The following is a 24,773-nucleotide window of genomic DNA, read 5'->3' on the forward strand; positions in this document are numbered from 1 at the left end:
ATACAACACAGACGGCCGCCCCGTACAAGGGTGCTGCTCACCGGATGTTCTCCGGAGGACGGATCTGCGGCGCAACATCCGGTGCGTTCGCGGATCGGCAACCGGGGTCTGGACAGCCACGTGTGACTGTGCTCTCATCATGGATGCAACCGTGTTTCCCACGTTGTAAAAGCGTGGGAGCACCGTCCGCGGCCCGCGTGGCGGGCCGCCCGGTGTATCCCCCTGCGACCCGGAGGCTTCGGATGAGACGCTTGCCGCCCGACCTCGACCCCCCGTCCCCCGACTCCCGCCCCGCTGCCCGCTCCCGCCGCCCCCGCACCCTGCTGACCACGCTGGTCGCCGCCGCGGCCCTGGTCATGCCCCTCGCGGTCGCCTCCCCCGCCCAGGCCGCCGAGTGGAGCCCGCTCGAACCCCCGCTTGAGACTCCCTGGACCGACGACGTATCGCCGAGCAACGCCCTGCCGGAGTACCCGCGGCCGCAGATGGTGCGCGACGACTGGCGAAACCTCAACGGCGAGTGGGAATGGGAGCCGGCCCAGGAGGGCGAGGCTCCCCCGTTCGGCCGAACCCTCGACCGCAGCATCCTCGTCCCCTACCCGGTCGAATCCGCCCTCTCCGGGATCGGCGAGGACACCGACCGGATGTGGTACCGGCGCACCTTCACCGTCCCCGAGGACTGGAAGGGCCGGCACGTCAAGCTCAACTTCGACGCCGTGGACTGGCGCGCCGACGTGTGGATCAACGGCACCAAGGTGGGCGACCACCGCGGCGGCTACGACCGGTTCTCCCTCGATGTCACCGACGCCCTGCGGCGGGGTGAGCAAAACGAGGTGATCGTCGGCGTGCACGACCCCACCGACTCCGGACAGCAGGCGGTGGGCAAGCAGCGCAACAACCCCGGCGGCATCTTCTACACCTCCTACTCCGGCATCTGGCAGACGGTGTGGATGGAACCGGTCCGCCCCGCGCACACCACCCGCGTCGACCTCACCCCCGACATCGAGGGCGAGACGCTGAACGCCGTGGTGCACGCCGTTCGCGCGGGCGGCGTCACCGCACAGGCCACCGTCCGCGACGGGGAGACCGTGGTCGGCAGGGCGAGCGGCGCACCCGGCTCCACGATCGAGGTGCCGGTGCCCGACCCCCACCTGTGGTCGCCCGACGACCCGTTCCTCTACGACGTGGAGGTCGTCCTCAAGCGCGGCGGCAAGGTCTGGGACCGGGTCGAGAGCTACGCCGGCATGCGCTCCATCGGCACCAAGATGGTCGACGGCGTGCTGCGCCCCGTTCTCAACGGCGAGTACGTCTTCCAGATGGGTCCGCTGGACCAGGGCTACTGGCCCGACGGGATCTCCACGGCCCCCACCGACGAGGCGCTGAAGTTCGACATCCAGGCCGCCAAGGACCTGGGCTTCAACACCATCCGCAAGCACGTCAAGGTCGAGCCCGACCGCTGGTACTACTGGGCCGACCGCATGGGCATGCTGGTCTGGCAGGACATGCCCTCCATGGCGCACCAGCCCGGCCAGGCGGCGCAGGACCAGTACGAGCACGAACTGCGGGAGATGATCGACCAGCACCGCAGCTTCCCCTCCATCACGCAGTGGATCCCCTTCAACGAGGGCTGGGGGCAGTACGAGGGCGCCCGCATCACCGAGGACGTCCAGGAGATGGACCCCTCGCGGCTGGTCACCGGCGCATCCGGGTGGTACGACACCGGCAACGGCGACGCCATCGACTCGCACATCTACGTCGGCCCCGGCGATCCCGAACCGGCCACCGACTCCCGCATCTCGGTGCTGGGCGAGTACGGCGGCCTGGGCCTGCGGCTCGACGGACACGAGTGGAGCCCCGGAAACGGGTTCGGCTACGAGATGGTCTCCGACAGCGAGGCGCTGACCACGCGCTACGAGGGGCTGACCGCGGGGGTGCAGCGGCTGGAACGCACCAACGGGATCTCCGCGGCCATCTACACCGAGATCACCGACGTCGAGAACGAGTTGAACGGGTTGTGGACCTATGACCGACGTCAGCTCAAGGTGGACGCCGCCCGGGTGCGGGCCGCACACCGGGATCTGATCGCCGGGCGCCCGGTCGGCGGATCGGCGGAGCTGCCCGCCGGCGAACTGCGCTCGCTGCGCGTCACCACCCCCGGCTACGACAACCGCTACATCCGCCACCAGGATTCGCTCGGCTTCACCGAGGTCGTCGACGAATCCAGCTCCGACCTGCTCAAGCGGGACGCGACGTGGCGGATCGTGCCCGGTCTGGCCGACGACGAGTGCTACTCCCTCGAATCGTTGAACTACCCCGACGAGTACCTGCGCCACCGCGAGTCCCGCGTCCGGCGCGAGGCCTCCGACGGCTCCGAGCTGTTCCGCGAGGACGCCACCTGGTGCGCGGTGCCCGGCCTGTCCGGCTCCGGGGTGTCGCTGCGCTCCTACAACTTCCCCGACCAGTACCTGCGCCACTACGACTCCGAGTTGTGGCTCGCCGGCGTCGGCGGCCCCGAGCCCTACGAGACGTCCGCGAACTTCAAGCGGGACGCCACGTGGGCGGTCGAGTCGCCTTGGGCGCAGTGACCCCGAAGGCCCGGACCGCGCCTGCCGGCCGCGACCGGGCCTGACACGAACCGCAACCGCTGGTGCCGCCCGCCGACGATCCCTGCGGCGGGCGGCGCCGGCGCCGCGGCAGCGCGGACACGGCACGTCCGGGTGCCCGCGGGAGACGACCCCGCGGACACCGTCCGCACAGCTCGGCGACCCCGTCCACCCAGTGGACCGGCGCCCGCCCCGACCCCCGTCCCACCCCCGACACGCCCCCATCCGCCCGGCTTCGTCCGGGCGCCGACCCCCGATTCGCGTCTATCCGCGGCCCTCGGCTACCGGCACGCGCACCGCGCGGCCCCGATCGGCTCGCACATCCTTCTCTGGTGGAGGCTGGACATGGCAATTGATCTCCTCGACCGCGCCGGGCGCTCCCGCCGCCGCACGGCAACGGTCTTCACCGCGGTCACCTGCACGGCGCTGACCCTGCTCGCGTCGTCCTGCGCGCGCAGCGAGGACGACGTCGCGGCCGACCAGCCCTCGGGCGACGCCTCGGCCCGGGCCCAGCAGCTCGACGAGGCCGCGGGCAGCGACCAGACCTGCAACATCGAGCAGTTCGGCATGGAGAAGTTCGACCTGCAGGACATGACGGTCGGCTTCTCCCAGTCGGAGGCGGAGTCCAACCCCTTCCGCATCACCGAGACGGCCTCCATCGAGGACGAGGCGAAGAAGCGCGGCGTCGAGCTGATCACCGCCAACGCCCAGTCGGACTTCGCCCAGCAGATCAGCGACGTGCAGGGCCTGATGTCCCAGGGAGCCGAGCTGCTGATCATCGCGCCGCTCAACTCCGACGGCTGGGAGCCGGTGCTGGCCGAGGCCGAGCGCAAGCAGGTGCCGATCGTCACCATCGACCGCGAGATCAACGGCAACCCCTGCGAGGACTACGTCACCTTCATCGGCTCCGACTTCGTCGAGCAGGGCAGGCGCGCCGCCGACCAGATGATCGAGGCCCTCGGCGGCGAGGGCAAGGTCGCCATCCTGCTGGGAACGCCGGGCAACAACGTCACCACCGAGCGCACCAAGGGCTTCAAGGACCGCGTCGAGGAGAAGGCCCCCGGCATCGAGGTCGTCTTCGAGCAGACCGGCGAGTTCACGCGCCAAGGCGGCCAGTCGGTCACCGAGCAGCTCATCCAGTCCAACCCCGACATCGACGGCGTCTACGCCGAGAACGACGAGATGGGCATCGGCGCAGTGACCGCGCTGCGCGGGGCCGGCAAGCAGCCCGGCGACGTCAAGATCGTCACCGTGGACGGCACGAAGACCGCGGTGCAGAACATCATCGACGGCTGGATCTACGCGGTGGTCGAGTCCAACCCGCGGTTCGGCCCGCTGGCGTTCGACGCCCACGAGTCCTTCGGCAAGGGCGAGGACGTCCCGGTCGAGCTGATCATCTCCGACCGGGTGTACACCCAGGAGAACGCCGAGGAACAACTGCCCAACGCGTACTGAGGCGACCAGGCGCCCGGAGGGGCCCGGGCCGGCGGGGCGCTGCGTCCCGCCGGCCCGGGCGGCCGGGCCCGCGGCCCTTCTTTCGATCCGGCGAGGGGCCATGGAGCAGAGGAGGAAGGAACGGTGGCGATGACCGCTACCGCAGCGCAGGACCACACCGGCGGGACCGGCGGCATTCTGTCGACTCGCGGCCTCACCAAGCGCTTCCCGGGCGTGCTCGCCCTCGACGGCGTCGACTTCGACCTCTCGCCCGGAGAGGTGCACGCCTTGGTCGGCGAGAACGGGGCGGGCAAGTCCACGCTCATCAAGGTGCTCACCGGCGTGCACGCGGCCGACGCCGGCGAGGTGCGCTACCGGGGCGAGGCCGTCCGCTTCGAGACGCCGCTGCGCGCGCAGCGGGCCGGGATCTCCACCATCTACCAGGAGGTGAACCTGATCCCGCTGCTGAGCGTGGCCCGCAACCTGTTCCTGGGCCGCGAACCGCGGCGCTTCGGACTGATCGACTTCCCGCGGATGCACCGCGAAGCGGCCCGCATCCTGCGCGACTACGGGGTCGACGTCGACGTGACCGGCCACCTGGACGGGCTGTCCATGGGGGCGCGGCAGATGGTGGCCCTGGCCCGCGCCGTCGTCGCGGACGCCCGCGTGGTCATCATGGACGAGCCCACGTCCTCGTTGGAGCCGCGCGAGGTCGAGACGCTCTTCTCGGTCATCGGCACCCTGCGCGAACGCGGCATCACGGTGATCTACGTCAGCCACCGGCTCGACGAGCTTTACCGCATCTGCGACCGCGTCACGGTGCTGCGCGACGGCCGCGTCGTGCATACGGGCGCCATGGCCGGTCTGGAGCGGCTGCGGCTCATCTCGCTGATGCTGGGCAGGGAGATGGACCAGGTCGAGCGGCAGGGCGCCACCACCTTCGGCGGTGCGCACGAGCAGCGCTCGGCCGAACCGGTGCTGGTGGCCGAGGGGCTCGACGCGCGGCAGCAGCTGCACGGCGTCTCGCTGCGGATCCACCAGGGCGAGGTGCTCGGCCTTGGCGGGCTGCTGGGTTCTGGGCGCACGGAGACCGCGCGGGCGATCGCCGGGGCGCTGCCGCTGCGCTCGGGCCGGGTGAGTGTGGCCGGGGTGCCGCTGCGGCGGCGCTCGACGGCCGCGGCGATCGCCGCCGGGATCAGCATGCTGCCCGAGGACCGCAAGAGCGAAGGGATCATCCCCGAACTGTCGGTGCGGGAGAACATCGCCCTGGCGGCGATGCCGCGGCTGTCGCGCTTCGGGCTGGTCTCCGAGCGGCGGATCGACAGCGTGGTGGACGTGTTCGTGAAGCGGCTGCGCATCAAGTCCGCCGGTACCCGGCAGAAGGTCTCCGAACTGTCCGGCGGCAACCAGCAGAAGGTCCTGCTGGCCCGCTGGCTGGCGCTCAACCCCAAGGTCCTGCTGCTCGACGAGCCCACCCGCGGTATCGACGTGGGCGCCAAGGCCGAGGTGCAGCGCCTGATCGACGAACTGGCCGCCGAAGGGCTGGGGGTCATGCTGATCTCCTCCGATCTGGAGGAGCTGATCGAAGGCTCCGACCGGGTGGTGGTGCTCAAGGACGGCGGCGTGGTGGGCGAGCTGGCCGGCGACGAGGTCACCGAGGGCGCGCTGATGCAGGCCATCGCCGAAGCCGACGGAGGCGGCCCCGGCGACCCCGGCGACCCGGACGCCGCGGAGGAAGGCGCGCCCGCGGCCACAGATCCGGGCGGCGTGTCCGAGCACCCGTCCGGCAGCGCCTCCGGCGGGCGCGGGTCCTCGTCCGGAACCGGTTCCGACACGCAGGCCGCAGCGGGCGCCGCCGGAGGCGCCACCGGAGAGGGGGGCCGCCGATGACCGCGATCGACATGCCCGCGGTGCACATCGACCGCGACCGGATCATCCCGTGGCTGCAGGAGTACGGCGTCTACGTCGGTGTGGCGGCCCTGCTGGTGTTCAACTTCGTGTTCACCCCGAACTTCCTCTCGGTCGAGAACTTCCGCACCCAGGCGGTGCAGGTCACCCCGGTGCTCATCCTCTCGCTGGGGATGGCGCTGGTCATCGCCACCGGCGGCATCGACCTGTCGGTGGGTTCGGTGATGGCGCTGGCCGCTGCGATGATCTCGCTGTACCTGGGCTACGGGCCGGTGGTGGCGATCCTCGTCGCACTCGCGGCGGGCGCCGCCGCGGGCGCGGTCAACGGCGCGCTGGTCGCCTTCGCCGGGGTGCAGGCCATCGTGGCGACACTGGCGATGATGATCGGCGGGCGCGGCCTGTCACTGGTGCTTCTGCCCCAGCTGGAGGGCATCCGCAACGCCGGCATCCGCGAACTGGGCTCGGGCGACGTGCTGGGCGTGCCCTACCTGGTGTGGGTCTCGGTGGCGCTGATCGCGGTGGTCGTCTTCGTGGTGCGCCGGACCGTCTTCGGCCGCCGGCTGGTGGCCATCGGCGGCAACCGCCGCGCGAGCGACCTGTCGGGCCTGCCGGTGCGGCGCACGCTGCTGGCCGTCTACATGCTGTGCGGACTGTTCGCCGCCGTCGCCGGAGTGCTGGCGACCGCACGGTTGCAGGCCAGCGACCCCAATTCGCTCGGCCGACTCATCGAACTCTCCGCGATTACGGCCGTGGTCGTCGGCGGCACCCCGCTGCACGGCGGCCGGGTGCGCATCGCCGGCACCGTCGCCGGCGCGGTGCTGATGCAGCTGCTCGTGTCGACCCTGATCAAGCACGACCTGCCGCCGTCGTGGACGCAGATCGCGCAGACCGCGGTGATTATCGCGGCCGTCTACGTGGCGAGGGAGCGGGGGAAGAGATGACCACGGTGAAAAGCGCGGCGGCGGCGCCTGGATCCGACGCCTCGGGACCGGGCGGGCCGGCCGGACGGCGGCCGCCTTCCCGCGGGTGGGGCGGCGGTTCGGCCGCCGACCTCGTCCAGCGGCACGGCGCTCTGGTGGTCCTGATCCTGGTGCTGGCGGTCGCGGCGCTGACGTTCGACGGCTTTCTGAGCGTGGGCAACCTGAATCACATCGCGGTCGGCGCGGCCTTCCCCGCGATCATCGCGCTGGGGATGACCTTCGTGATCATCACCGGCGGCATCGACCTGTCGGTCGGTACGGTGTTCGCCCTCGCCGGGGTGCTCGCGGCGTGGGCGTCGCAGTACGGGAGCCTGGCCGCGCTGGCGCTGCCCCTGGTGGTGTGCGCGCTGATCGGGCTCCTCAACGGTGTGCTGATCGCCGTCGCACGGCTTGCCCCGTTCATCGTCACCCTGGCGACCATGCTGGGTGCGTGGGGGCTGATGCTGGCGGTGTCCGACGAGGGCACCGAGACCTACGTCGTCCCCGACGGCCTGGCGATAACCCCTCTGGTGCAGGACCGCATCTTCGGGATCGGCTACCCGGTCTTCCTGGTGATCGTCCTCTTCGCCGTCGGCGGTGTCCTGCTGCGGCGCACGGGGTGGGGGCAGAACGTCTACGCGGTCGGCGGCAACGAGGACGCGGCGGCGCTGCTGGGCGTGCCGGTGGTGCGCACCAAGGTGGCCGCCTACACGCTCTCCGGCCTGCTGGCCGGGCTGGCCGGCGCGCTGAACGCGGTGTGGCTGGGCTCTGGGGTGACGATCTTCGGGATCGGCATCGAGCTGGACGCCATCTCCGCGGTGGTCATCGGCGGCACCCTGCTCGCCGGCGGCTACGGGTTCGTGTCGGGATCGCTGGTCGGTGTGCTGCTGCTGGAGTCCATCCAGAACATCATCAACGCGATCAGCGGCCTCAGCTCGGCCTACCAGCAGGTGGTCAGCGGCTCTTTCCTGATCGTGGTGGTCCTCGCGCAGAACTACCTGAGCCGGCGGAAGCGGCGGCGCTGAGTCCCGGCGGTACCGGAGGGCGCCGGCGCCACCGCGCTTTCCGGTACCGCCGCCGGCCCGCATCCCGGCCGCCGCAACGGCGGCGTCGGCACCCGCGCGGAAAGCGCGTTTGGGCATCGCCGAATCCACGGTGCGCCCTTACCGCGGCGCGACATTCGGCGCCCTTCGTCACGGCATCCGCCCTGGTCAGCACATTGCAACCAGCCCTCGGTTCTTGACCGAACCGTGATCTTCGGTTTACCGCATCCCGCTCGGGTAGCCCCCCGGGTGAAGCCTCAACGGGGCCCGCAGCAGGCGGAGCCCGGACAGGAACGAGGAGGCCGAAGACATGAACACCGGCCTGATCATCACGGTCGTCGTGATCGTCGTACTGGTCGTCGCCGTCGCGGCGGCGGTGGCCTTCGCGGTGCCGTGGCAGCGCAGCCGCCGACTGCGGACGCGCTTCGGACCCGAGTACGACCGCGCCGTCCGGGAGCACGGCGGCCGCCGCGAGGCGGAACGCGCACTGGCCGAGCGCGAGAAGCGCCATGCCAAGCTGGACCTCCAGCCCCTCTCCGACAGCTCCCGCCGACAGTACGAGGCGGGCTGGAACCGGGTGCAGGAGCAGTTCGTCGACACTCCGGCCGAGGCCGTCCGCGAGGGGCACGAGCTCCTCACGCGGCTGATGACCGAGCGCGGGTACCCCACGGAGGACGACGACCAGCGCGTGGCCGACCTGTCGGTCGAGCACGCCGGAACCGTCGACCGCTACCGCGAGGCACGCGCCATCAGCGAACGCAACGCCGCAGGCGAGGCGACGACCGAGGACCTGCGCGCCGCGATGGTGCACTACCGCGCGCTGTTCAACGAACTTCTCAGCGACGGCTCGGGGACATCGGCCGAGCCCGACACCGCGGACCGCGGCGACTCCGCCGCCCACTGATACGCGAACCCGCCCCGGACGCGTCCGCGCGTCCGGGTTGAAGGGAGCCCCTCCCCATGGAGAACCCGCTGAAGCGCAAGAACGAGTCCCAGACGGACGCCGGTGCCGACGGCGCCCAACCGATGCCGGGCGGCTCCGGCCCCGGCGAGCAGGGCCGCCATCGCACCGAGGAGACCGCTGCATCCGGGCAGGCCGTGACCGGGCAGATGTCGCCCGGCCAGAGCGGCACGGCCGCGCGACCCGCGGGACCTCCCTCCGGCGAGTCCGCGGGCGCGGCTCCCTCAGCTGCCCAGCAGCCGGGGACGGCCGCGGCCTCCGACGGTTCGCAGGCGGAAACCGCGCCCGGCAGCGCCTCGGCCCCAGGAGGCACCGAGTCCACCGGCACCGTGCCCGCCCAGGGCGGCCGAAGCGGCCAGAGCGCGCCGAACGGCCAGCACGCCCAGACCGACGGGACCGGCAAGTCGGACGCGCCGGCGCAGTCCGGCGGGACCGCCCGGGCCTCTCGCGCCTCCGGCGGCGCCGACACCGCAGACCAGGGCGTGACCCTCTTCTCCGACGAGGACCAGCGCCGGTTCCAGGAGAAGTGGCGCGACGCCCAGGGCGACTTCGTCGACGACCCGCGCTCGGCCGTGGGTACCGCCGACGAACTCGTGGACGAGGTGCTGCGGACGCTGAACGAGAAGTTCGCCGCGCACAAGCGCACGCTGGAGGAGCAGTGGTCCGAGCAGGGCGAGGCCGACACCGAGGCCCTGCGCAAGGCCATGCGGGGCTACCGGACGTTCTTCCGGCAGCTGCTGCAGACCAACGACTGATCCCCGATCGCCGACCAGGCGGGCCGCTGCGACCCCGCGCCCGCCGACGGGGGCCGCCCGACGCGGGCGGCCCCCGCTTTCGCGGTTGCCGGCACCGCGGCCGGCGGACTCACCCGGCGGGCCGACCGGGGTACCGCGGGCCGCTGCCGTCCTTCGCCTCGGAAGCGGAGGGGACGGGGACACCGTCGGCACCGAGCCCGGCCCGGTGGACGGCCACACCCTCGCGCCCCGGCGCCAACTCCGGGCTGAGCACCAGGTCGTCGTCGTAGTCGGCGCTGTTCTCGTGCCGGTAGGCGATGGGCTCCGCGGTCTCCAGCTCGGCGAGCCGCTTGCCCAGTTCGGCGGCGTGGCCGGCGAAGTCGTCGCCGCGGGCGCGGTCGGCGCCGTAGACCACGAAAGGCGGCAGCGCGGCGGCGCCGGTGTACCAGAAGGTTCCGTGCAGCAGCGGGAAGAGGACCTCCTCGACGTGGCCGTGCACGCCGCGCGGGCCGAAACCGGACTCGCGCGCTCCGACGGAGGTGACGATGAGGGCGCGCTTGCCGACGAGTCCGCCGTCACCGTAGCGCCGGGTCCGGCCCGCATCGTCCTTGAGGCCGAAGGCGAAGCCCTGCACGAGTACGCGGTCGAACCACCCTTTGAGGATGGCCGGCGGGCCGAACCACCACAGCGGGAAGTGGAACACCAGCACGTCGGCCCATTCGACCTTCTCCTGCTCGGCGCGGACGTCCGCGCTGAGGCGCTGCTCCCGGTAGGCGCGCTCCTGCTCGTCCCCGACGAACAGCCGGTCGCACCCCGCTCCGCCCACGCCGCGGACGTCGTCGGCGTCGACGACGGGCTTGAACCCCATCGCGTAGAGGTCGCAGACGCGGTACTCGTGGCCCAGGGCCGCCAGCTGGTCCAGCCCGGCGTCCATGAGGGAGCCGTTCAGGGAGCGCCGTTCGGGGTGGGCGAACACCCAGAGGATCTTCATGACCCGATCCTGCACCAGCGGCGGTCGTCGGCACGAGTGCGCAGCGCGGCGGTGGCGCTCCGCGGGAGCGGAAACGAATGGGAAACGGCCGCGGAAAGAATGTCTGGCCACAAACGGCCACCTCCTTGCGGACGGACCCGAATCCGTCTGTCGCAGGCGCGGTCGTCGTGTTCCCGGAAATCCCGGCGCCCGCCGACCCGCCGCATGGACCGCCATTCCGTGCCACCGGCGCAAGGCCATACCAGGTACGCGGCCGATTCGGGTGCGCTCCCGCGATCGGGGGCCGCTGCTTTCCGCGGACAGCCCCGGTGCGATCGGTCGGCCGGAACGGCCCAATCCCGGCGCAACACGGGGACCGCCGCCCCGGATCCGGCGGTCCTCCGACCGCAGGGGCACCTTTTTCCCGGCAACCGTTCGCGGTAAGGTTTTCGGCGCGCCGACTCCGTGAATTCGCATTCCGCAGCCACACGAGCAGCGGGCCGCGGTACGCAGGAATCGGTGTTGACCAGGCATTCCTCGCCGCTCGCGGCATGCTCGACCGGTGCCCCTCCCCGGTCGGCGACCTCGTTCGAAAAGGCAGCGCCGCCGCGGGGCGGCGACCCGGCGTTCTGCACCCCTGAGGAACGACAGGAGACCGGCAACCGTGCGCTATCAGCGGAATTCGGAGCGCAGTCGCCTCGGCAAGGGAACGACGGCGGGCGCTGTCACGCTCCTCGCGACCGGACTCGTCGGCAGCGCGGTCTTCGGCGTCGGCGCGTTCAGCCACCTCGACGAACTGTCCGACGGCTCCACCTGGCTGTGGAGCCGGGTCACCGGCGAGGTCATCCGCGTCAACGCGAACAACGGCCGGGTCGATCTCGTCCAGGCGGTGGAGGGCGCGGAGGACCATCCGGTGCGCCTCGCGCAGAACAACCGCCATCTGGTCGTGCACGACCTCGACACCGGCTCGCTGACCTCGGTGAACCTGGCCCGCATGGACTTCTCGGGGCAGAGCGACATCGGCGCCGACGACAACCACTTCGTTCTGGGCCGCGACTCCGCCGTCGTCATCGCCAAGAAGCGCGGCGAGGTCCGCCGGATGAATCCGGAGACCCTGGAGCCCGTGGGCGAACCCCTGCAGCTGGCCGGTCCGCTGGTGGGCGGGCGGTTCGACGGCGAGGGCAGGCTGTGGGTGGCGGCCCCGTCGCAGGGCACGGTCGTGGGCATCGACACCGGGCGGGAGCAGCCCGAGGTCGTGGAGAGCGTGCCTGTCAGCGAACCCGGCGACGACCTCGGCCTCAGCGTTCTCGATTCCGGCGCCCTCGCGGTCAACCGCGACTCCGACGAGGTGAGCGTGGTCTCCGGCGGCTCCGCCGCCACCGTCGACTCCCCGATCGGCCTCAGCGGGGCGAAGGTCCCCGAACGCACCGCGGGCGGGCTGGCCTCCATCACGGTCCCCGACACCGCGTCCGTGGTCGCGGTGGGCGACCTCGCCGGCGAGCCGCATGTGCGGGCGTTCACCGTGCACGGCACACGTCCCGCGGCCGCGCTGCCCTTCGCCGACGAGGTATACGTGCCCTACGCCGAAGAGGGCCTGGTCCGCAAGTTCTCCAGCACAGGCACCCAGCGCACGACCATCCGCGTCCCCGACGCCGACAAGAGCCCGCTGGAGCTGGAGGTCCGCGACGGCCACCTGTTCATCAACGCGCCAGAGTCGGAATCGGCGCTGGTCGTCGACTCCGACGGGCACGTGCGCAAGGTGAGCAAGTACGACCCGGAGCCCGGAGGCGAGGGCCCCGGTGCGGGCGAGGGGGACGGCGACGCCGAGGACTCGGGGGACGACAGCGGCGAGCAGTACGTCGACGGCCCCGACGACGGAGGTTACGTCCCCGAGCAGCCCGACCTGCCCGACGCGAGCACACCCGAGGACCTGCCCGAGCCCCCGGATCCCCGCGACGACGGCGAGCACGAGGGGCGCGGCGACCGCGGCGACCAGGATGACGAGGCGCGGCCCGAGGAGCACGAGGACGGCTACGAGGAGCAGCCGCGGGTGGAGCAGCCGCCTCCGCCCCCGCCGCAGCCCGAGCAGCAGGCGTCCGAAGACCCGCTCGGCGACGACGGCGGCGGTTTCGGTGAAGGCGGTGGCCCCGAATCCGGCGGCATCGGCGGCGAGGACGACGCTCCCGGTCAGGGCTCGGACGACGGCCTGCTGCCCGGCCCGGATGGCGGCCAGGGCGGGGGCGAGGAAGACGAGGACGAGGAACCCGGTCTTCCCGGATGGAACGACGAGGACGACCAACAGGACGACCAACAGGACGGCGAGCAGGACGGGGACGAAACGGGCGGGGACGGCAACGGTTCCGAGGGCGAGGACGACGGCTCGGAACAAGGCGGGAACGAAGACGAGGGCAACGACGGCGAGGACGACGGATCGGGCGAGCCCGGCGACGAGGACGACGGCACCGGTGGCCCGGACGGCGACCCGACTCCCGATCCCGGCGATGACGACGGCGGCGGGACCGCCCCGGAACCGACACCCGATCCGGGCGGCGGCCCGGGCGACGACGAAACCCCTCCGCCCGAGCCGGAGCCCGACCCCGAGCCGGAGCCCGAACCAGAGCCCGAACCGGACCCTGGCGACGACGGCGACACACCGCCCCCCGAGCCCCAGCCCGATCCGGAGCCTGAACCGGACCCCGCGCCCGGCGACGCCGGCGAGGACGGCCAGTCCTCCCCGCCGCCGGACCCCTCCGCCGCGGAGACGCCGACGCAGTAGATGCGCGGCGCCCCGCCGCGGGCGCCGCACCCGGTGCCACCCCGACCCGACGCACGACCTGAGAAGAGACATTGACGACTTCGGTTCCGCAGGCCGATTCGGCCCCGCCCTCCAGCGGCCGCCGCGCCGGCGACGCGCCTGAGGCCCCGCTGACCGAGTCCGAGGCCGCCGAGCACGCGGCCCGGTTCCACCGCCTGGCCGCCGAGGTCGGGTCCGCGGTCCTGGGCAAAACCGACATGGTCCGCCTCGCCCTGGTGGCCATGCTCAGCGAAGGCCATGTGCTGCTGGAGGACGTGCCCGGTGTCGGCAAGACCACGCTGGCCCGGGCGATCGCCGCCGCGACCGACGGCGAATGGCACCGTATCCAGTTCACCCCCGACCTGCTGCCCTCCGACGTCACCGGGGTCCCGGTGTTCAACCAGGACACCCGCGAGTTCCAGTTCCACCCGGGACCGGTGTTCGGCAACGTCGTCATCGCCGACGAGATCAACCGCGCCTCGCCCAAAGCGCAGTCGGCGCTGCTGGAGGTCATGGAGGAGCGCCAAGTCACCGTCGACGGCAAGCGGTACCCGGTGCCGCGCCCGTTCCTGGTGGTGGCGACCCAGAACCCGGTGGAGATGGACGGCACCTACCGGCTGCCGGAGGCCCAGCTGGACCGCTTCCTCATCCGGCTGTCGCTGGGGTACCCCGACGCCGACTCCGAGTTGGCGATCATGCGCGGCGACCGGCTCACGGCCACGGCGGACCTGCAGACCGTGGTCGACGCGGACCGGCTCGCCGAGACCACCGCGGCCGCCGAGCGGGTGCACATCCACGAGGCCATCTACCGCTACGCGCTGGACCTCGCGCACACGAGCCGCGGGCACGACGAGATCCACGTGGGTGTCTCGCCCCGCGCCACCGCGGCGCTGATGCGGGCGCTGCGCATGTTCGTCCTCACCGAGGGCCGTCACTACGCCACCCCGGAGGACGTGAAGGCGCTGGCGGTGCCGGTATGGGCGCACCGGCTGGTCCTGGCCGCGGGATCGGCGGTCAGCGGCCGCAGTCCGGCGGACGTCATGGCAGACATCGTCGACCGGACGCCCACCCCGCAACCGGTGCAGTTCGGCGGTGGGTGAGGCGCCCCGCGGCTCGCGCGGACGCACCGGCGCGGTGAAACCGGGGGCGGCCGGCGGCGCCGCGCTTCCCACCGTGCGCGGCTGGCTGGTGCTTGCGGGCGGCGCCGCGCTGCTCGCCGCCGGTGCCGCGTTCGGTTATCGGGAACTGATCGTGCTGGGCGCGGTCCCGTTCGCGGTGCTGGTGGTGTCGGTGGTCCTGGTGGGCCGGCTGCGGCCGATGCGGGTATGGCGCTCGGTGCCGGCACCGCGGGTGTCGCCCGGCGACGAGATCGAGGTCCTGCTCGGCACGGCCGAGGACGGCCGCGGGCGCGGTGCGCACCTGCTCGCCGATCGCGTGAGCGGTCCCACCGGGACGCGGTCGGTGGAGCTGCCCGCCGCCCGCCCCGGCGACAGCGGCCCGGTGGGCTACCGACTGGTCGCCGAGCGGCGCGGCGTGCTCGACCTGGGGCCGCTGGAGTCGCGGCGGCGCGACCCGCTGGGCCTGGTGGCGACCCGGCGCACCTCCGGCGGCACCGAGCGGGTCTGGGTGCACCCCCGTTGGGACCCGCTGGGCACGATGCCGGTCGGCCGCAGCGACGACCCGCAGGGCGTGTTCGACGGCGGGCGCGCCGGCAGCGTCAGCTTCCACACGCTGCGCGACTACGTCGCCGGCGACGACGTGCGGCACATCCACTGGCGCAGCTCGGCTCGCCACGGCAAGCTCATGGTCCGCGAGCACCTGGACACCTCGCACACCCGGCTCACCGTCGTCGCCGACGACCGCGGCGGCGCGGCCGGCGACGAACTCGCGGCGCTGGACGAGGTCTGCGGAGCAGCGGCGGCCGTGGCGGCGACGTCGGTCGCCGGCCGGTGGGCCTGCGAGTTGCGCCTGGTCAGCGGGCGGTCGTTGGAGAGCACCGGGCGGCTGGCGCCGCTGCTGGACTTGCTGGCCGAGGCCCGCATCAGCGCGGACGCCGAGTTGCCCGAGGAGCTGTGGCGGCTGCGCAACCGCCCCTTCGGCGACACGGTCGTGCTGGTCAGCGCGTCGATCACGGGGGCGGAAGCGCGCCTGTTCGCCCGACTGGGCGACCTCTACCCGCGGCTCGTGCTGATCGCGCTGCGGTCGTACGGTCGGCCGATCGGCGCGATCCCCGGCGTCACGGTGGTCGACGCCCGCGACGCCCGCGACCTGGCCGCACGCTGGGACGGCGAGCGGTGGTCGGCATGACGGCCCCGGTGGAGGCGGCGGGGGACGCGGTGCGCAAGTTCGTGCGCGCCGCGGCGGTTCCGGTCGCTCTCGCGGCCGCGGGGGCGGCGCCCGGACTCGCCGTCGCGCCGGGTTACGTGCAGCCGCTCGCGGTCGCGGCCCTGCTCAGCGGCTGGGCGGTGGCGGCCGTGTCGGTGACGGTGCTGCTGCGTCGACGGCTGAGCGCGGTCGCGACCCTGCTGGCGGGACTGCCGGTCGCGATAGGCGGGGTGACGGCGCTGGTGGCGACGGTGCCCGGACCGCGCGAGCATCTGCTGTGGGGCACGGTGGACGCGGTCGCCCACTCCGGCGCCCGCATCCTGACCAGCTCGCTGCCGACCGCCGTCGCCGCGGACACGCTCGCGCTGCCCGCCTCGGGCGTCTGGCTGGCGGCTGCCGCGTCCGTGCTGGCGGTGCGCGGCGGGCACCCGCTGACCGCGCTGCTGTGCCCGCTACTGGCGCTGGCGGGCGCCGCCGTGCTCAACGGGCCCGAGGTGCGACCGGCGTACTATCCCGCCGCGCTGTTCGCCCTCGCGGCCGTCGTAGTACTGGCGGCCGCGGTGGACTCCGGTGCGGCGCGGGGCACAGACGGCGCCGGCGGCGACTCCCCCGACACGGGTGCGGCGGTGCGTCCCATCGCCGACGGCACCGGCGGCAGGCGGTGGGCCCGCGCGCTGCCGCGGGCGCTGAGCCTCGCCGGAGTCCTGGCGCTGGTGGCCGCGCTGACGGCCTACGTCGGACCGCTGGCGCTCTACGGTACGCCGTTCCGTCCCGCCGACCCCCGCGCCGCCGTCGCGCCGCCGGAGCGGGACACCCCGGCGGTGAGCCCGCTGAGCTACCTGGCCGCCTGGTCGGCCGAGCCGGGGCAGCGGCTGCTGCGCGTCACCTCCGAGGTGCCCACGGAGTTGCGGTGGGCGACCCTCTCCGACTTCGACGGGGTGACGTGGCTGCCCGCCGGGCGTTACCGCGCTTCGTCGGAGGTGCTCCCCGATCTGGAGCACGAAGTGCCGCCGGGCGATCCCCGGCTGGTCACCGTGGACGTAGAGGGGCTTCCCGGTCACTGGCTGCCGGTGGCCGGCGTGCCGCACCGGGTGGAAGGGGTCGCCGTCGCGTTCGAGCCGTCCTCGGCGACGCTGCGCACCAGGACGGGACCGGTCGACGGACTGCAGTACACCGCGCTGGGCCACGCGCCCGAGTACAAGGAGGCCGATCTCAAGGAGGCCGGCAAACCCGACCGGCAGGAGTTCGCGCCGTATCTGGCACTGCCCGAGGGGGCGCCACCGGAGATCGAGCGGATCGCCGCGGCCTACGGCGACGGCACCCCCTACCAGCGCGCGAACTGGCTGGCGGGCCATCTGCGCGGCAACTACGGCTTCGACCCCGAGGCGCCGGGCGGGCACGGCTACGCCAATCTCGCAAAGCTGCTGGTACCCCCGCACGAGCAGGGCGGCGGCGGAACGTCGGGGCAGTTCGCCAGCGCCTTCGCACTGCTGGCGCGCGCCTCCGGGCTGCCCAGCCGCGTGGTCGTCGGCTTCGGGCGGGGCACGCCCGCCGACGGCGGCGGCCGACTCGTCCGCTCCGGCGACGCCGTGGCCTGGGGCGAGGTCTACCTGGAGGGGGTGGGCTGGGCACCGTTCGACGTCACCCCCGGCGATCCGAAGCGGAACGGCGCCACGTCGGAGTCCGCGGCCGGCGGGGGCGGCGGTGCCACCGGCGGCCAAGCGGGCGCCGGGGCGCATCAGGAGGAGGCCGGATTCTTCCGGGTGACCGGCGCGCCGCTGGACGTCGCCTACGCCTGGGGGCTGGTCGGCCGTACCGCAGCGGGCATCGCCGCGGCGCTCGTCCTGGGCGCGCTGCTGGCGGGCACCCTGCGCGGCGCTCGGCGCGGCGTCCGGCTCGGTGCGCGCGATCCGCGCCGCCGCCTCGACGGCGCTTGGTGGGAGCTGCGCGACAGCCTGCGGCTGGCAGGAGCGGCGCCGCGGCCCTCCGACACCGTCTCCGACGTGCTGGCGCGCTCCGACGAACTGCTGCCGCCCGCCGAGGGCGGCAGCCGCGCCTGGACGCTGGGCAGGACGCTGAACGCGACGGCGTTCGTCCCCCCGCAGGAGCGCCCCGGCCGGGTCGGCGCCGACGACGCGGCCGCCGCCTCCGCTGAAGTACGTGCCTACACAGCGGCTCTGCGGCACCGACTCGCCTGGGGCCGCCGCCTGATGTGGTGGCTCGACCCCCGCCCGCTTTTCTGGAGGCGCCGATGAGGACAGGGCGCGGCCCGGTCGGCTCTGCCGGCCGCACTCGCCGCACCGGCGGCCGGGGCCCCGCGTCCCGAGCCGTACGGCAGCGGAGGGTGCGGGCGGCTACTGCGCAACGGCCGGGCGGCCGCGGACAGGAGGCGCGCCATGAGTGACCACTCGGATCGTGGGCGACCGGCGGCGTGGAGCGTTCCCGGGGTGCACACGCCCGAGCCACTGTACAGCGGTGCGGACTCCGTGCTGTACCGGGCCAAGCGCGGGCCCGGCGACGTTTCCGTGGTGGTCAAGCTCGCCCGCTCCCGGGGTCCCTTCGAGCAGCGCGACGAGATCGAGCTGTGGCGGATGCACTCCGCGAACCGCGGAGTCCACTCGCTGCTGCAGCACGGCACGACCGAGGGGGGCCGCCCCTACGCGGTCATGGAGGAGTGCCCCGACGGCGACTACGGCCGCATCCTCGCCGAGGAGGGGCCGCTGTCGCCGACCGAGGCCGTCACCGTGGGCGCGGAGGTGGCCGAGGCGCTGGCCGCGGTGCACTCGCGCGGACTGCTGCACCACGCGGTGGCGCCGGAGAACATCCTGCGCGCGCGGTTCGGGCCCGCGCTCATCGACTTCGGCTCGGCGCTGACGCTGAACCACCCGTTCCCGCCGGTGCACTACCGCGACGGGGTCCTGGAGCACGCGCCGCCGGAGGAGCTGAGCGGCGGCACACCGGGCACCGCCTCGGACGTGTACCGGCTTGCGTCCACGGTGTGGACGCTGCTGGCCGGGCACGCCCCGTTCGCCGACGGCCGGGAGGTCTCCGCCGCCGCGTACCGGGCCCGCGTGCTCGGTTCCCCGCCGCCTCGCGTGCCGCGGGACGACACGCCCGAGTGGCTGCAGCGGGTGCTGCTGTACGCGCTGGCCACCGATCCGGGTGAGCGGCTGAGCAGCGCCACCGACCTCGCGCGGATGCTGCGCAGCGAAGGCGTGTCAGCGCCTGGCCTCGATTCGCCCGCAGAGCCGCACCGCCGCGAACTCCGGCGGCCCGGCGCCCGTCCACAGGACTGGGGCGCCGCCGGGCCCGCGGCGGCGGGAGTCTTCCGGGACGGGCAGGGCGAGACGTCGGAACCCGCGCGGAAGCTCCCCGCGGTCGAAGACGCCGCGGAAAGCGGGGACCACCAGTCCCCGCGCGGCGACCGCGCCGCCCAGGAGGGCGAGATCGACGCCCCTGCGGCGCAGGAGCGGTCCTTCGCCGACCCGGTCGCCCCGTATGTGCGCGAGGCGGCCGAGTCCGCCGGAACCGCTGCGAAAGAGCCGGAGGTCTCCGCGGGGAAGGAGGGTTTGGACGCCGTACCCGAGCCGCCCTACGCACTCCACGCCGCGGACGCGGCTCCTGCCCGCGGCACCGATGGAGATACCGGCGAGGGACTCGGCGTCTCCGCAGGGGGCGGGCCCGCGGCCTACGGCCGGGGCTTTCAGAGGGGTCCCGGCCGCGGCAGCGGTACCGCGGGCCGTCCGCGCCGCCGTGTGGGCCGCGCGGCCCTCTTCGCGCTCGCCTTGGCGGCGCTGCTCGTGGCGGTCTCCGGGCTCGCGTGGTGGGCGTCGTCCCTGCTGCCGTCGCTCATGCCCGATGCGCCGCCCCCGCAGGCAGGAGCCGAACCCTCCGCCCAGCGGCAGGCGGAGCCTTCCGCACCCGGCGGGCAGGCTCCCGCCGCCGACGCCCCCGGAGGCGCCCAGGCCGCCGAGGACGCGGCCCAGGACGCCGAGGGGGACGGCGGCGGGGCCGCTGCAGCCGGCGCCCGGTCCCCGCAGCCGAGCCCCGGAACCTCCCCGGCCGATTTCGCCCCCACCGACGTGGAACTGCGCGACGGCAACATCAGCGTGATGCTGACGTGGGCCGACAACACCCGAGGCGCGGCGACCCATTTCATCGTCGGCGGCCCGGTCGGCGCCGACGAGGACACCACCATGGCGGGACTCGCGGCGGGAGAGACGGACGTGGAGATCACCGGCCTCAACCCGGAGGTCGAGTACTGCTTCCGCGTGGTGGCGGTGCGCTCCACCGAGCTGGCCGCGACGTCGGAGGAGGTGTGCACGGACCGCGATACCCGGCAGTGATAGCGGCTGATCGAGTCCTCGTCGCGTTTGGAGGCCGTCGTAGATTTCCTGGAGGCAGCGAGCAGTTTCCTGCAGACGCTGCAGTCGCTGGTACAGAACAACCTGATCGTCATCAGTGCACTCGTCACCCCGGCCGTCGGCATCCTCATCGACCGGCTCAGACGAAGAAAGACCCGGCTGGAAGGCCAGATCGACACGGAACAGCACAGGTTCGACGCGGAGGACGTCCGGATCCGCGAACTCAAGGCGGACAACGACCGGCGGCAGGCGCTGGGGCAGCTCGCGGACAACGCGGTCGGCAAGTCTCTGGACAACGTCGCAGAGCACGGCAAGAACCTGCTGATGGACAACTACAACGGACTCGGCGCCCTGCACGAGCAACGACCGCACGTGCTGCACGCGACGATGGGAGACAAGAAGGACGCGGCAGCCAGGCGCGCGGAGCTCGGGCGCAGGGGTGTGAACACCGGAGACCCGCTACCGGGCAGCCTGCACGCCGCCACCAGCCGCGGAAGGCGCCGCTGACACCGCCCCTTCGAACAAGAGGAGACGTTTGAGCGACGTACAGACACTCGTACTGGGCGCCTGTGTGGGGGTGTTCGTTCTCCGCACGGGGATGGCGGTGTTCATGATCCTGAAAGGCGCCTACAGAAAGCCGCTGTCTTTCGACTCCGGTTTCCCCCGGGCGTCCCGACTCGCCGACCGGCAGCAGCACTTGCGGCTCGCCGAGATCGCATTGCGAGAGAAGAAGCTCCTGTTGGATCTGCTTCTTCCCCGATACCGGATGCTCGTCAGCGACCACCAAACCGGTGCGCTCGCCGGCGACCCCTCGCCGGAGGTCGATGAGAAACTCGGTGAACTCGACGCGGAGGCGGCGGCACACGTGACGCAGGCGCAATCAGGCGAAGGGGGACGGCAGCGTTGAGTCCCGAAGTCATCGCCGCGCTGATCGTGACGGCGGGGATTCTGTTTTTCACGGCCAGCAGATACCTCCCTTCGCTCCGGATGACGGTCGAGAACCTGGCAGACACCCTCAACCGCCAACTGGCGCGCAATCCCACCATGGGCCGGGCGAAAGCGGACTCGCTGAGCGGCGAAAAACACCGCAGAGACCAGCTCATCCCCATCGAATTCGAATCCGTGCAGAGCCGGCTGGCGGCAGAATACCATGCGCTGCAGACAGACATCATAAAACCGGCCGAAGTGCAGCACCGGCAATTCGAGCACTTCGTAGCGGACTTCCAGACGGTGGGCGCCACCGAGCAGTCACTTGTCGAGATGCTGGATCCGGCCCGGCAGCCCAGGATACGCGCCAGTCCGAACCGGCGGCAGCTGCGCATGCGGCCCGACAAGAAACCCCTCACCGCCGCGCAGGCCAATACCGCCATTGCGCGGCTGACCGATTACCGGAACAATCTGGCGAGACTCGGCGCGGCGATGCTCGAATACGAGCAGATCGCGCGCTACTACGGCGATGAAAGGTCCGCCGCCCCGGTGGGCGAGCCCATCACCCGTGCGGTCGAGGCGATCACCGGGACGCGCCCGTTGAAGACCCCCGAACGACTGATCGACGATCTGTCCCCGTACTTCCCGACCGAAAGCCAGAAAGTGATCGACGCGACGGGGATGACCGAGAAGATGACTACGGTCGACGACTCGGGCAAAAAAGCGGCTGAGATCACCCGAGTCGATGCCGCACACCAGCCGGTGCCACCGAAGAAGGACGACAAGAAGCGCGAAGCAAAGGCGGCGAAACCGGGTAAACGGGTCCGGCTCCGCAACCGGGACCGGAACTCCCCGAGCAAGCGCAGCCGATGACCGTTCGGCGCGCCGCGCCGGAGACCACACAGCAGTACGACGACTCGGAGGACATCATCGAAGCCTTTGCGGTCAACCTCTGCTTCGCCCTTGCGGCCGCGACAGCGTGCTTTTCGTTTCTGCGCCTGCGCCGGCAGCGGTGGGAGACGCCCGACCGCCACATCCTGAACCGCGGCGACGCTCAGAAGGTGTCCCTTCAGCTGCAGGCGACACTCGACGAACGCGCGATCGTGGACCGCAAAGAGCAGGTGCTCAAGAGCGGGATGGAGGAGGCACTACGGCGGGCCCGCGGCGAGGGCGCCGCCGATCCGCCGGATCCGCCCTGGACTCCGGAGGAGCTAGGTGAACTCGACGCGGAGTTCGACGCGATCACCGAGCGGCTGCGGGAGCGGGAACGCGCGATCGACCACGCCACATGGCGGACCCGGCAGCGCAAGGAGGCGATGCTGCGCGTCGCGGTCCGCGCCGAGTGGGTGTTCCTCGTCCTCTCTCTCATCTGCACGGTGATCGCCGGCTACTACGCCTACACGATGCCGTAGGGGCCCGCGGTCGCCTCTCGACGGGATGCGTCACACGAGCAGCGCCGCGGCGACCGCCGCGAGCAGCACCAGCACGACGCAACCGAGCATGAAGGCCGCATCCAGCCAGACGGCCAGGCTCCGCAGCCGGGCTGCGCGATCGAGTCCGGCGGCCGTCTCGCTCTCGACCTCCTCGCCGCCGATGGCGAGTTCGGCGTCGACTCGGGCGAGATCGCGGTCGAGCCGAGCCACGACGGCGCCCTTGTCCTCGGTCCCGCCGAGGATACGCGCCTCGGCGTCCTCCAGCAGTCCGCGCTTGGTGCGGTATGCGCCGTAGCGCAGCTCCTGCATCCGTCTGGTCTGCTCCAACGGGAGGAGTATGGAGGGGTAGTCGTGCCGATGCGACCGGAAGCGCTCGAACGATTCCCGGAACACGATTCCGCAGATGACGACGGCGATGCCGAGGAACGCCGCACCGACCGCTATCTGAACCGCCTCGTCCATGGTCACAACCGCCTCGCGCTCTGGGTTCCCGGAGAGCGCGGCTTCTCCGCGCCCCTGGACCGGCGGGCCGTCGCCGGATCCAGCCTCCGTGGCAGTCCCGGGTTCATGTGCACCGCCTGGCGGAACCTCCGATCCGAGGTCTGCTCCGCCCGCGGGAGCAACTCTCCGCCTTCGGCGTTCGCCTTGACTCTCCGGTAAAGGCCCTTCTCGTCGATACCCCGGTCGTCGAGCGCGGCGTTCATCCTGTCGGCGTCCTCGCGGGTGAACCCGATCGGGTCCGTCTCTCCGCTGGGCACGCCGCTTTCGCGACACGCCCGCCGAGCGTCCTCCATCGACGTCAGTGCCGTATAGAGCTGGTGCGCATTGCGCCGCTTGCGGGGCGATGCGGACCTTCGGTCGAGGAACACCAGCGCGCCGTCCCGGTACGCGACCCACCCCGCCCTTCCAAGCCGATCGAGCAGCGCCGCCCGCCGGTTGTCGAAGGCGTCGAACGACTGGCGCGAACGCTTCGCCGACGCGTCCGCGGACTCCTTCATCTCCAGCACCGATACGGCGCTGCGCCGGAGCGTGCCGTTCATTCTCGCCCGGCGCGCGTCCTCTCTCGCTCGGGGGAGGTTCGCCTCCGCTTCGAGCACCAGATTGTTGGAGTCGAAGCGCCTCAGCCTCGCCTCGCTGCGGGCACGGCTGATCGCCGCCCTCCCACCGCGGATGACGCGCCTGACGGCCAATGCGGCCATCACTCCGGCGAAGAGGCAGACGCCGGCGAGCAGCAGTCCCCCGTACACTCCCATAGCGGTCTCTTCCCGCGTTTCGCGTCCGTCTAGTGGGAACCGGGACTCGCGACGCCCGACGAGTCGAGCACCGTCCGGACATAGTGCGCGGTCTCGTCGAACGCGGCAGCGCGCTCCTCAGCGGTCATGCCGTCGGCGTCCGGTGCGGAGCGCGTCCCCGGCCCGGCGGCATCCGACAGCAGATTCCGCCATGCCAGGAACGCGCCTTCGCATCCACCCAGCTCTCCCCATCGCTCCAGCTGGGCCGTGGAGCGCGCCTCCAGAACCGTCCACCCCTCCTGCCAACCCCGGTAGGCGCGGTGCGCGACGAGATGTCTGCTCAGCGCCCACCGGAGTGCGGCCAGGATCACGGCCCCGAGCGCGATCCCCCAGACGAACGCCATGGTCAGCCCCTCTTCCCTCGCCGGGATGCGATGTCCGCGGCCCCGGGCGCAGGCCCTCGGTCCCGCCGTCCGCGGCCGCCCGGAACGGCCGTACCCACCCTGCTGTTCCGGGCGTTCGGTTCCCGGGCGAACGGGTCCGGCACCCGGGCCACGATCCGCGCCGCGCCCCCGGGTGCGCGGCCGAGCGGGCCCACCGTGCGCCCGAGGCCGCGCCATGCGGCACCGATGCCCCGGGGCGGACCGAGCAGCGTGTCGGCCGCCTGCTCCGCGTCCGCGAGCGACTCACCGAACCCCTGGACGTGTTTCGCGCGGGTCGCGGCGTCCTGCGCCGCGTTCTCGGCGTTCTCCCGGGCGCTTTGCACCTGCTTGGTCCAGGGACGGTCGGCTGCCCGGAACGTCTCGCCGAGCAGTGTCAAGAACCGGTATTCGATCACATCGGGGGTGCTCTGCGCCTTCAACCGGTAATCGACCGCCCGTCCGTGCAGTTCGTCGTTCTCCGGACGCCCGGACCAGCGGGCCCAGATCGCCCCGGCGGCCATCGCGAGCGCGGACGCGGAGAGAAGGAAGCCGAGCAGCTCTATACCCGTCACCGCGCCTCCGCCTGCGCATCCCCGCCGGAACCCACGTATTTCTACAATCCGACGGAGACGGGCGCGGCGACGCCGGGTTTCGAGCGGCTTAAATA

At 72.5% G+C, this 24,773-nt stretch carries 21 protein-coding genes; 16 read left to right on the forward strand and 5 right to left on the reverse strand.

What is annotated here, in order from left to right:
• The first annotated feature begins 242 nt into the window (after positions 1 to 242).
• The 7 genes from EKD16_RS22325 to EKD16_RS22355 all read left to right on the forward strand — a co-directional run bounded on the left by EKD16_RS22325 (position 243) and on the right by EKD16_RS22355 (position 9,660).
• A complete protein-coding gene (locus EKD16_RS22325) occupies positions 243 to 2,582 on the forward strand; it encodes an AbfB domain-containing protein (RefSeq protein WP_131101113.1) in 2,340 nt (779 codons plus the stop codon).
• A 363-nt stretch (positions 2,583 to 2,945) separates the two neighbouring features.
• On the forward strand, positions 2,946 to 4,055 hold the full coding sequence (locus EKD16_RS22330; protein ID WP_131101114.1) for an ABC transporter substrate-binding protein: 1,110 nt from the start codon (positions 2,946 to 2,948) through the stop codon (positions 4,053 to 4,055).
• A gap of 129 nt (positions 4,056 to 4,184) precedes the next feature.
• Positions 4,185 to 5,924, forward strand: a complete 1,740-nt coding sequence (locus EKD16_RS22335; RefSeq protein ID WP_131101116.1) for a sugar ABC transporter ATP-binding protein — start codon at positions 4,185 to 4,187, stop codon at positions 5,922 to 5,924.
• Positions 5,921 to 6,883: an ABC transporter permease gene (locus tag EKD16_RS22340; RefSeq protein WP_131101118.1), complete on the forward strand. Its 963-nt coding sequence runs from the start codon at positions 5,921 to 5,923 to the stop codon at positions 6,881 to 6,883. The genes EKD16_RS22335 and EKD16_RS22340 overlap by 4 nt, the downstream gene beginning before the upstream one ends.
• On the forward strand, positions 6,880 to 7,926 hold the full coding sequence (locus tag EKD16_RS22345) for an ABC transporter permease (protein WP_131101121.1): 1,047 nt from the start codon (positions 6,880 to 6,882) through the stop codon (positions 7,924 to 7,926). Before EKD16_RS22340 ends, EKD16_RS22345 begins: the two co-directional genes overlap by 4 nt.
• Before the next feature lie 328 nt (positions 7,927 to 8,254).
• Positions 8,255 to 8,848 carry a hypothetical protein gene (locus tag EKD16_RS22350; RefSeq protein WP_131101123.1) on the forward strand — a complete coding sequence of 198 codons (594 nt, stop codon included), beginning with the start codon at positions 8,255 to 8,257 and terminating at the stop codon, positions 8,846 to 8,848.
• Between the two features lie 56 nt (positions 8,849 to 8,904).
• Positions 8,905 to 9,660, forward strand: coding sequence for a hypothetical protein (locus EKD16_RS22355; protein WP_131101125.1), 756 nt, complete (start codon positions 8,905 to 8,907; stop codon positions 9,658 to 9,660).
• 109 nt (positions 9,661 to 9,769) lie between these two features.
• Here the strand turns inward: EKD16_RS22355 and EKD16_RS22360 are convergent, their stop codons facing one another.
• On the reverse strand, positions 9,770 to 10,630 hold the full coding sequence (locus EKD16_RS22360) for an NAD(P)H-dependent oxidoreductase (protein WP_131101127.1): 861 nt from the start codon (positions 10,628 to 10,630) through the stop codon (positions 9,770 to 9,772).
• Positions 10,631 to 11,273: 643 nt separating this feature from the next.
• On the opposite strand from EKD16_RS22360, the gene EKD16_RS22365 reads away from it, so the two are divergent.
• From EKD16_RS22365 to EKD16_RS22405, 9 genes are all read left to right on the forward strand, one after another.
• Entirely contained in the window at positions 11,274 to 13,385 is a 2,112-nt protein-coding gene (locus EKD16_RS22365; RefSeq protein ID WP_131101130.1) for a hypothetical protein, read from the forward strand.
• 149 nt (positions 13,386 to 13,534) lie between these two features.
• Positions 13,535 to 14,503 carry an AAA family ATPase gene (locus tag EKD16_RS22370; protein ID WP_394347358.1) on the forward strand — a complete coding sequence of 323 codons (969 nt, stop codon included), beginning with the start codon at positions 13,535 to 13,537 and terminating at the stop codon, positions 14,501 to 14,503.
• Positions 14,496 to 15,710 (forward strand): DUF58 domain-containing protein, encoded by a 1,215-nt coding sequence (locus EKD16_RS22375; RefSeq protein WP_242677123.1) that lies wholly within the window; start codon positions 14,496 to 14,498, stop codon positions 15,708 to 15,710. Before EKD16_RS22370 ends, EKD16_RS22375 begins: the two co-directional genes overlap by 8 nt.
• Positions 15,707 to 17,983 (forward strand): DUF3488 and transglutaminase-like domain-containing protein, encoded by a 2,277-nt coding sequence (locus tag EKD16_RS22380; protein ID WP_131101132.1) that lies wholly within the window; start codon positions 15,707 to 15,709, stop codon positions 17,981 to 17,983. The genes EKD16_RS22375 and EKD16_RS22380 overlap by 4 nt, the downstream gene beginning before the upstream one ends.
• Before the next feature lie 141 nt (positions 17,984 to 18,124).
• Complete coding sequence (locus tag EKD16_RS22385; protein WP_131101134.1) at positions 18,125 to 20,074, forward strand: protein kinase domain-containing protein; 1,950 nt, start codon at positions 18,125 to 18,127, stop codon at positions 20,072 to 20,074.
• 27 nt (positions 20,075 to 20,101) lie between these two features.
• Positions 20,102 to 20,599, forward strand: a complete 498-nt coding sequence (locus tag EKD16_RS22390; RefSeq protein WP_131101136.1) for a hypothetical protein — start codon at positions 20,102 to 20,104, stop codon at positions 20,597 to 20,599.
• A 28-nt stretch (positions 20,600 to 20,627) separates the two neighbouring features.
• Positions 20,628 to 20,999 carry a hypothetical protein gene (locus EKD16_RS22395; protein ID WP_131101138.1) on the forward strand — a complete coding sequence of 124 codons (372 nt, stop codon included), beginning with the start codon at positions 20,628 to 20,630 and terminating at the stop codon, positions 20,997 to 20,999.
• Positions 20,996 to 21,892 (forward strand): hypothetical protein, encoded by an 897-nt coding sequence (locus tag EKD16_RS22400; RefSeq protein ID WP_131101140.1) that lies wholly within the window; start codon positions 20,996 to 20,998, stop codon positions 21,890 to 21,892. Before EKD16_RS22395 ends, EKD16_RS22400 begins: the two co-directional genes overlap by 4 nt.
• Positions 21,889 to 22,431 carry a hypothetical protein gene (locus tag EKD16_RS22405; protein WP_131101142.1) on the forward strand — a complete coding sequence of 181 codons (543 nt, stop codon included), beginning with the start codon at positions 21,889 to 21,891 and terminating at the stop codon, positions 22,429 to 22,431. Before EKD16_RS22400 ends, EKD16_RS22405 begins: the two co-directional genes overlap by 4 nt.
• A gap of 30 nt (positions 22,432 to 22,461) precedes the next feature.
• On the opposite strand, the gene EKD16_RS22410 is transcribed toward EKD16_RS22405, so the two are convergent.
• From EKD16_RS22410 to EKD16_RS22425, 4 genes are read right to left on the reverse strand one after another with little or no spacing between them, the layout of a single operon-like run.
• Positions 22,462 to 22,914 carry a hypothetical protein gene (locus EKD16_RS22410; RefSeq protein WP_131101144.1) on the reverse strand — a complete coding sequence of 151 codons (453 nt, stop codon included), beginning with the start codon at positions 22,912 to 22,914 and terminating at the stop codon, positions 22,462 to 22,464.
• Between the two features lie 2 nt (positions 22,915 to 22,916).
• Positions 22,917 to 23,705: a hypothetical protein gene (locus tag EKD16_RS22415; RefSeq protein WP_131101146.1), complete on the reverse strand. Its 789-nt coding sequence runs from the start codon at positions 23,703 to 23,705 to the stop codon at positions 22,917 to 22,919.
• A gap of 29 nt (positions 23,706 to 23,734) precedes the next feature.
• Complete coding sequence (locus EKD16_RS22420; protein ID WP_131101148.1) at positions 23,735 to 24,088, reverse strand: hypothetical protein; 354 nt, start codon at positions 24,086 to 24,088, stop codon at positions 23,735 to 23,737.
• A 2-nt stretch (positions 24,089 to 24,090) separates the two neighbouring features.
• Positions 24,091 to 24,678: a hypothetical protein gene (locus tag EKD16_RS22425; protein ID WP_131101150.1), complete on the reverse strand. Its 588-nt coding sequence runs from the start codon at positions 24,676 to 24,678 to the stop codon at positions 24,091 to 24,093.
• Between the last annotated feature and the right edge of the window lie 95 nt (positions 24,679 to 24,773).

The organism is Streptomonospora litoralis (assembly GCF_004323735.1).
Taxonomy (GTDB): Bacteria; Actinomycetota; Actinomycetes; order Streptosporangiales; family Streptosporangiaceae; genus Streptomonospora; species Streptomonospora litoralis.

What these genes read in the sequence shown, in the direction of transcription:
- EKD16_RS22415 (WP_131101146.1), bottom strand. Translation starts at nt 23,705, where the DNA reads ATGGGAGTGTACGGGGGACTGCTGCTCGCCGGCGTCTGCCTCTTCGCC.
- EKD16_RS22345 (WP_131101121.1), top strand. Translation starts at nt 6,880, where the DNA reads ATGACCACGGTGAAAAGCGCGGCGGCGGCGCCTGGATCCGACGCCTCG.
- EKD16_RS22340 (WP_131101118.1), top strand. Translation starts at nt 5,921, where the DNA reads ATGACCGCGATCGACATGCCCGCGGTGCACATCGACCGCGACCGGATC.
- EKD16_RS22405 (WP_131101142.1), top strand. Translation starts at nt 21,889, where the DNA reads ATGACCGTTCGGCGCGCCGCGCCGGAGACCACACAGCAGTACGACGAC.
- EKD16_RS22360 (WP_131101127.1), bottom strand. Translation starts at nt 10,630, where the DNA reads ATGAAGATCCTCTGGGTGTTCGCCCACCCCGAACGGCGCTCCCTGAAC.
- EKD16_RS22410 (WP_131101144.1), bottom strand. Translation starts at nt 22,914, where the DNA reads ATGGACGAGGCGGTTCAGATAGCGGTCGGTGCGGCGTTCCTCGGCATC.
- EKD16_RS22355 (WP_131101125.1), top strand. Translation starts at nt 8,905, where the DNA reads ATGGAGAACCCGCTGAAGCGCAAGAACGAGTCCCAGACGGACGCCGGT.
- EKD16_RS22420 (WP_131101148.1), bottom strand. Translation starts at nt 24,088, where the DNA reads ATGGCGTTCGTCTGGGGGATCGCGCTCGGGGCCGTGATCCTGGCCGCA.
- EKD16_RS22330 (WP_131101114.1), top strand. Translation starts at nt 2,946, where the DNA reads ATGGCAATTGATCTCCTCGACCGCGCCGGGCGCTCCCGCCGCCGCACG.
- EKD16_RS22385 (WP_131101134.1), top strand. Translation starts at nt 18,125, where the DNA reads ATGAGTGACCACTCGGATCGTGGGCGACCGGCGGCGTGGAGCGTTCCC.
- EKD16_RS22380 (WP_131101132.1), top strand. Translation starts at nt 15,707, where the DNA reads ATGACGGCCCCGGTGGAGGCGGCGGGGGACGCGGTGCGCAAGTTCGTG.
- EKD16_RS22335 (WP_131101116.1), top strand. Translation starts at nt 4,185, where the DNA reads ATGACCGCTACCGCAGCGCAGGACCACACCGGCGGGACCGGCGGCATT.
- EKD16_RS22325 (WP_131101113.1), top strand. Translation starts at nt 243, where the DNA reads ATGAGACGCTTGCCGCCCGACCTCGACCCCCCGTCCCCCGACTCCCGC.
- EKD16_RS22350 (WP_131101123.1), top strand. Translation starts at nt 8,255, where the DNA reads ATGAACACCGGCCTGATCATCACGGTCGTCGTGATCGTCGTACTGGTC.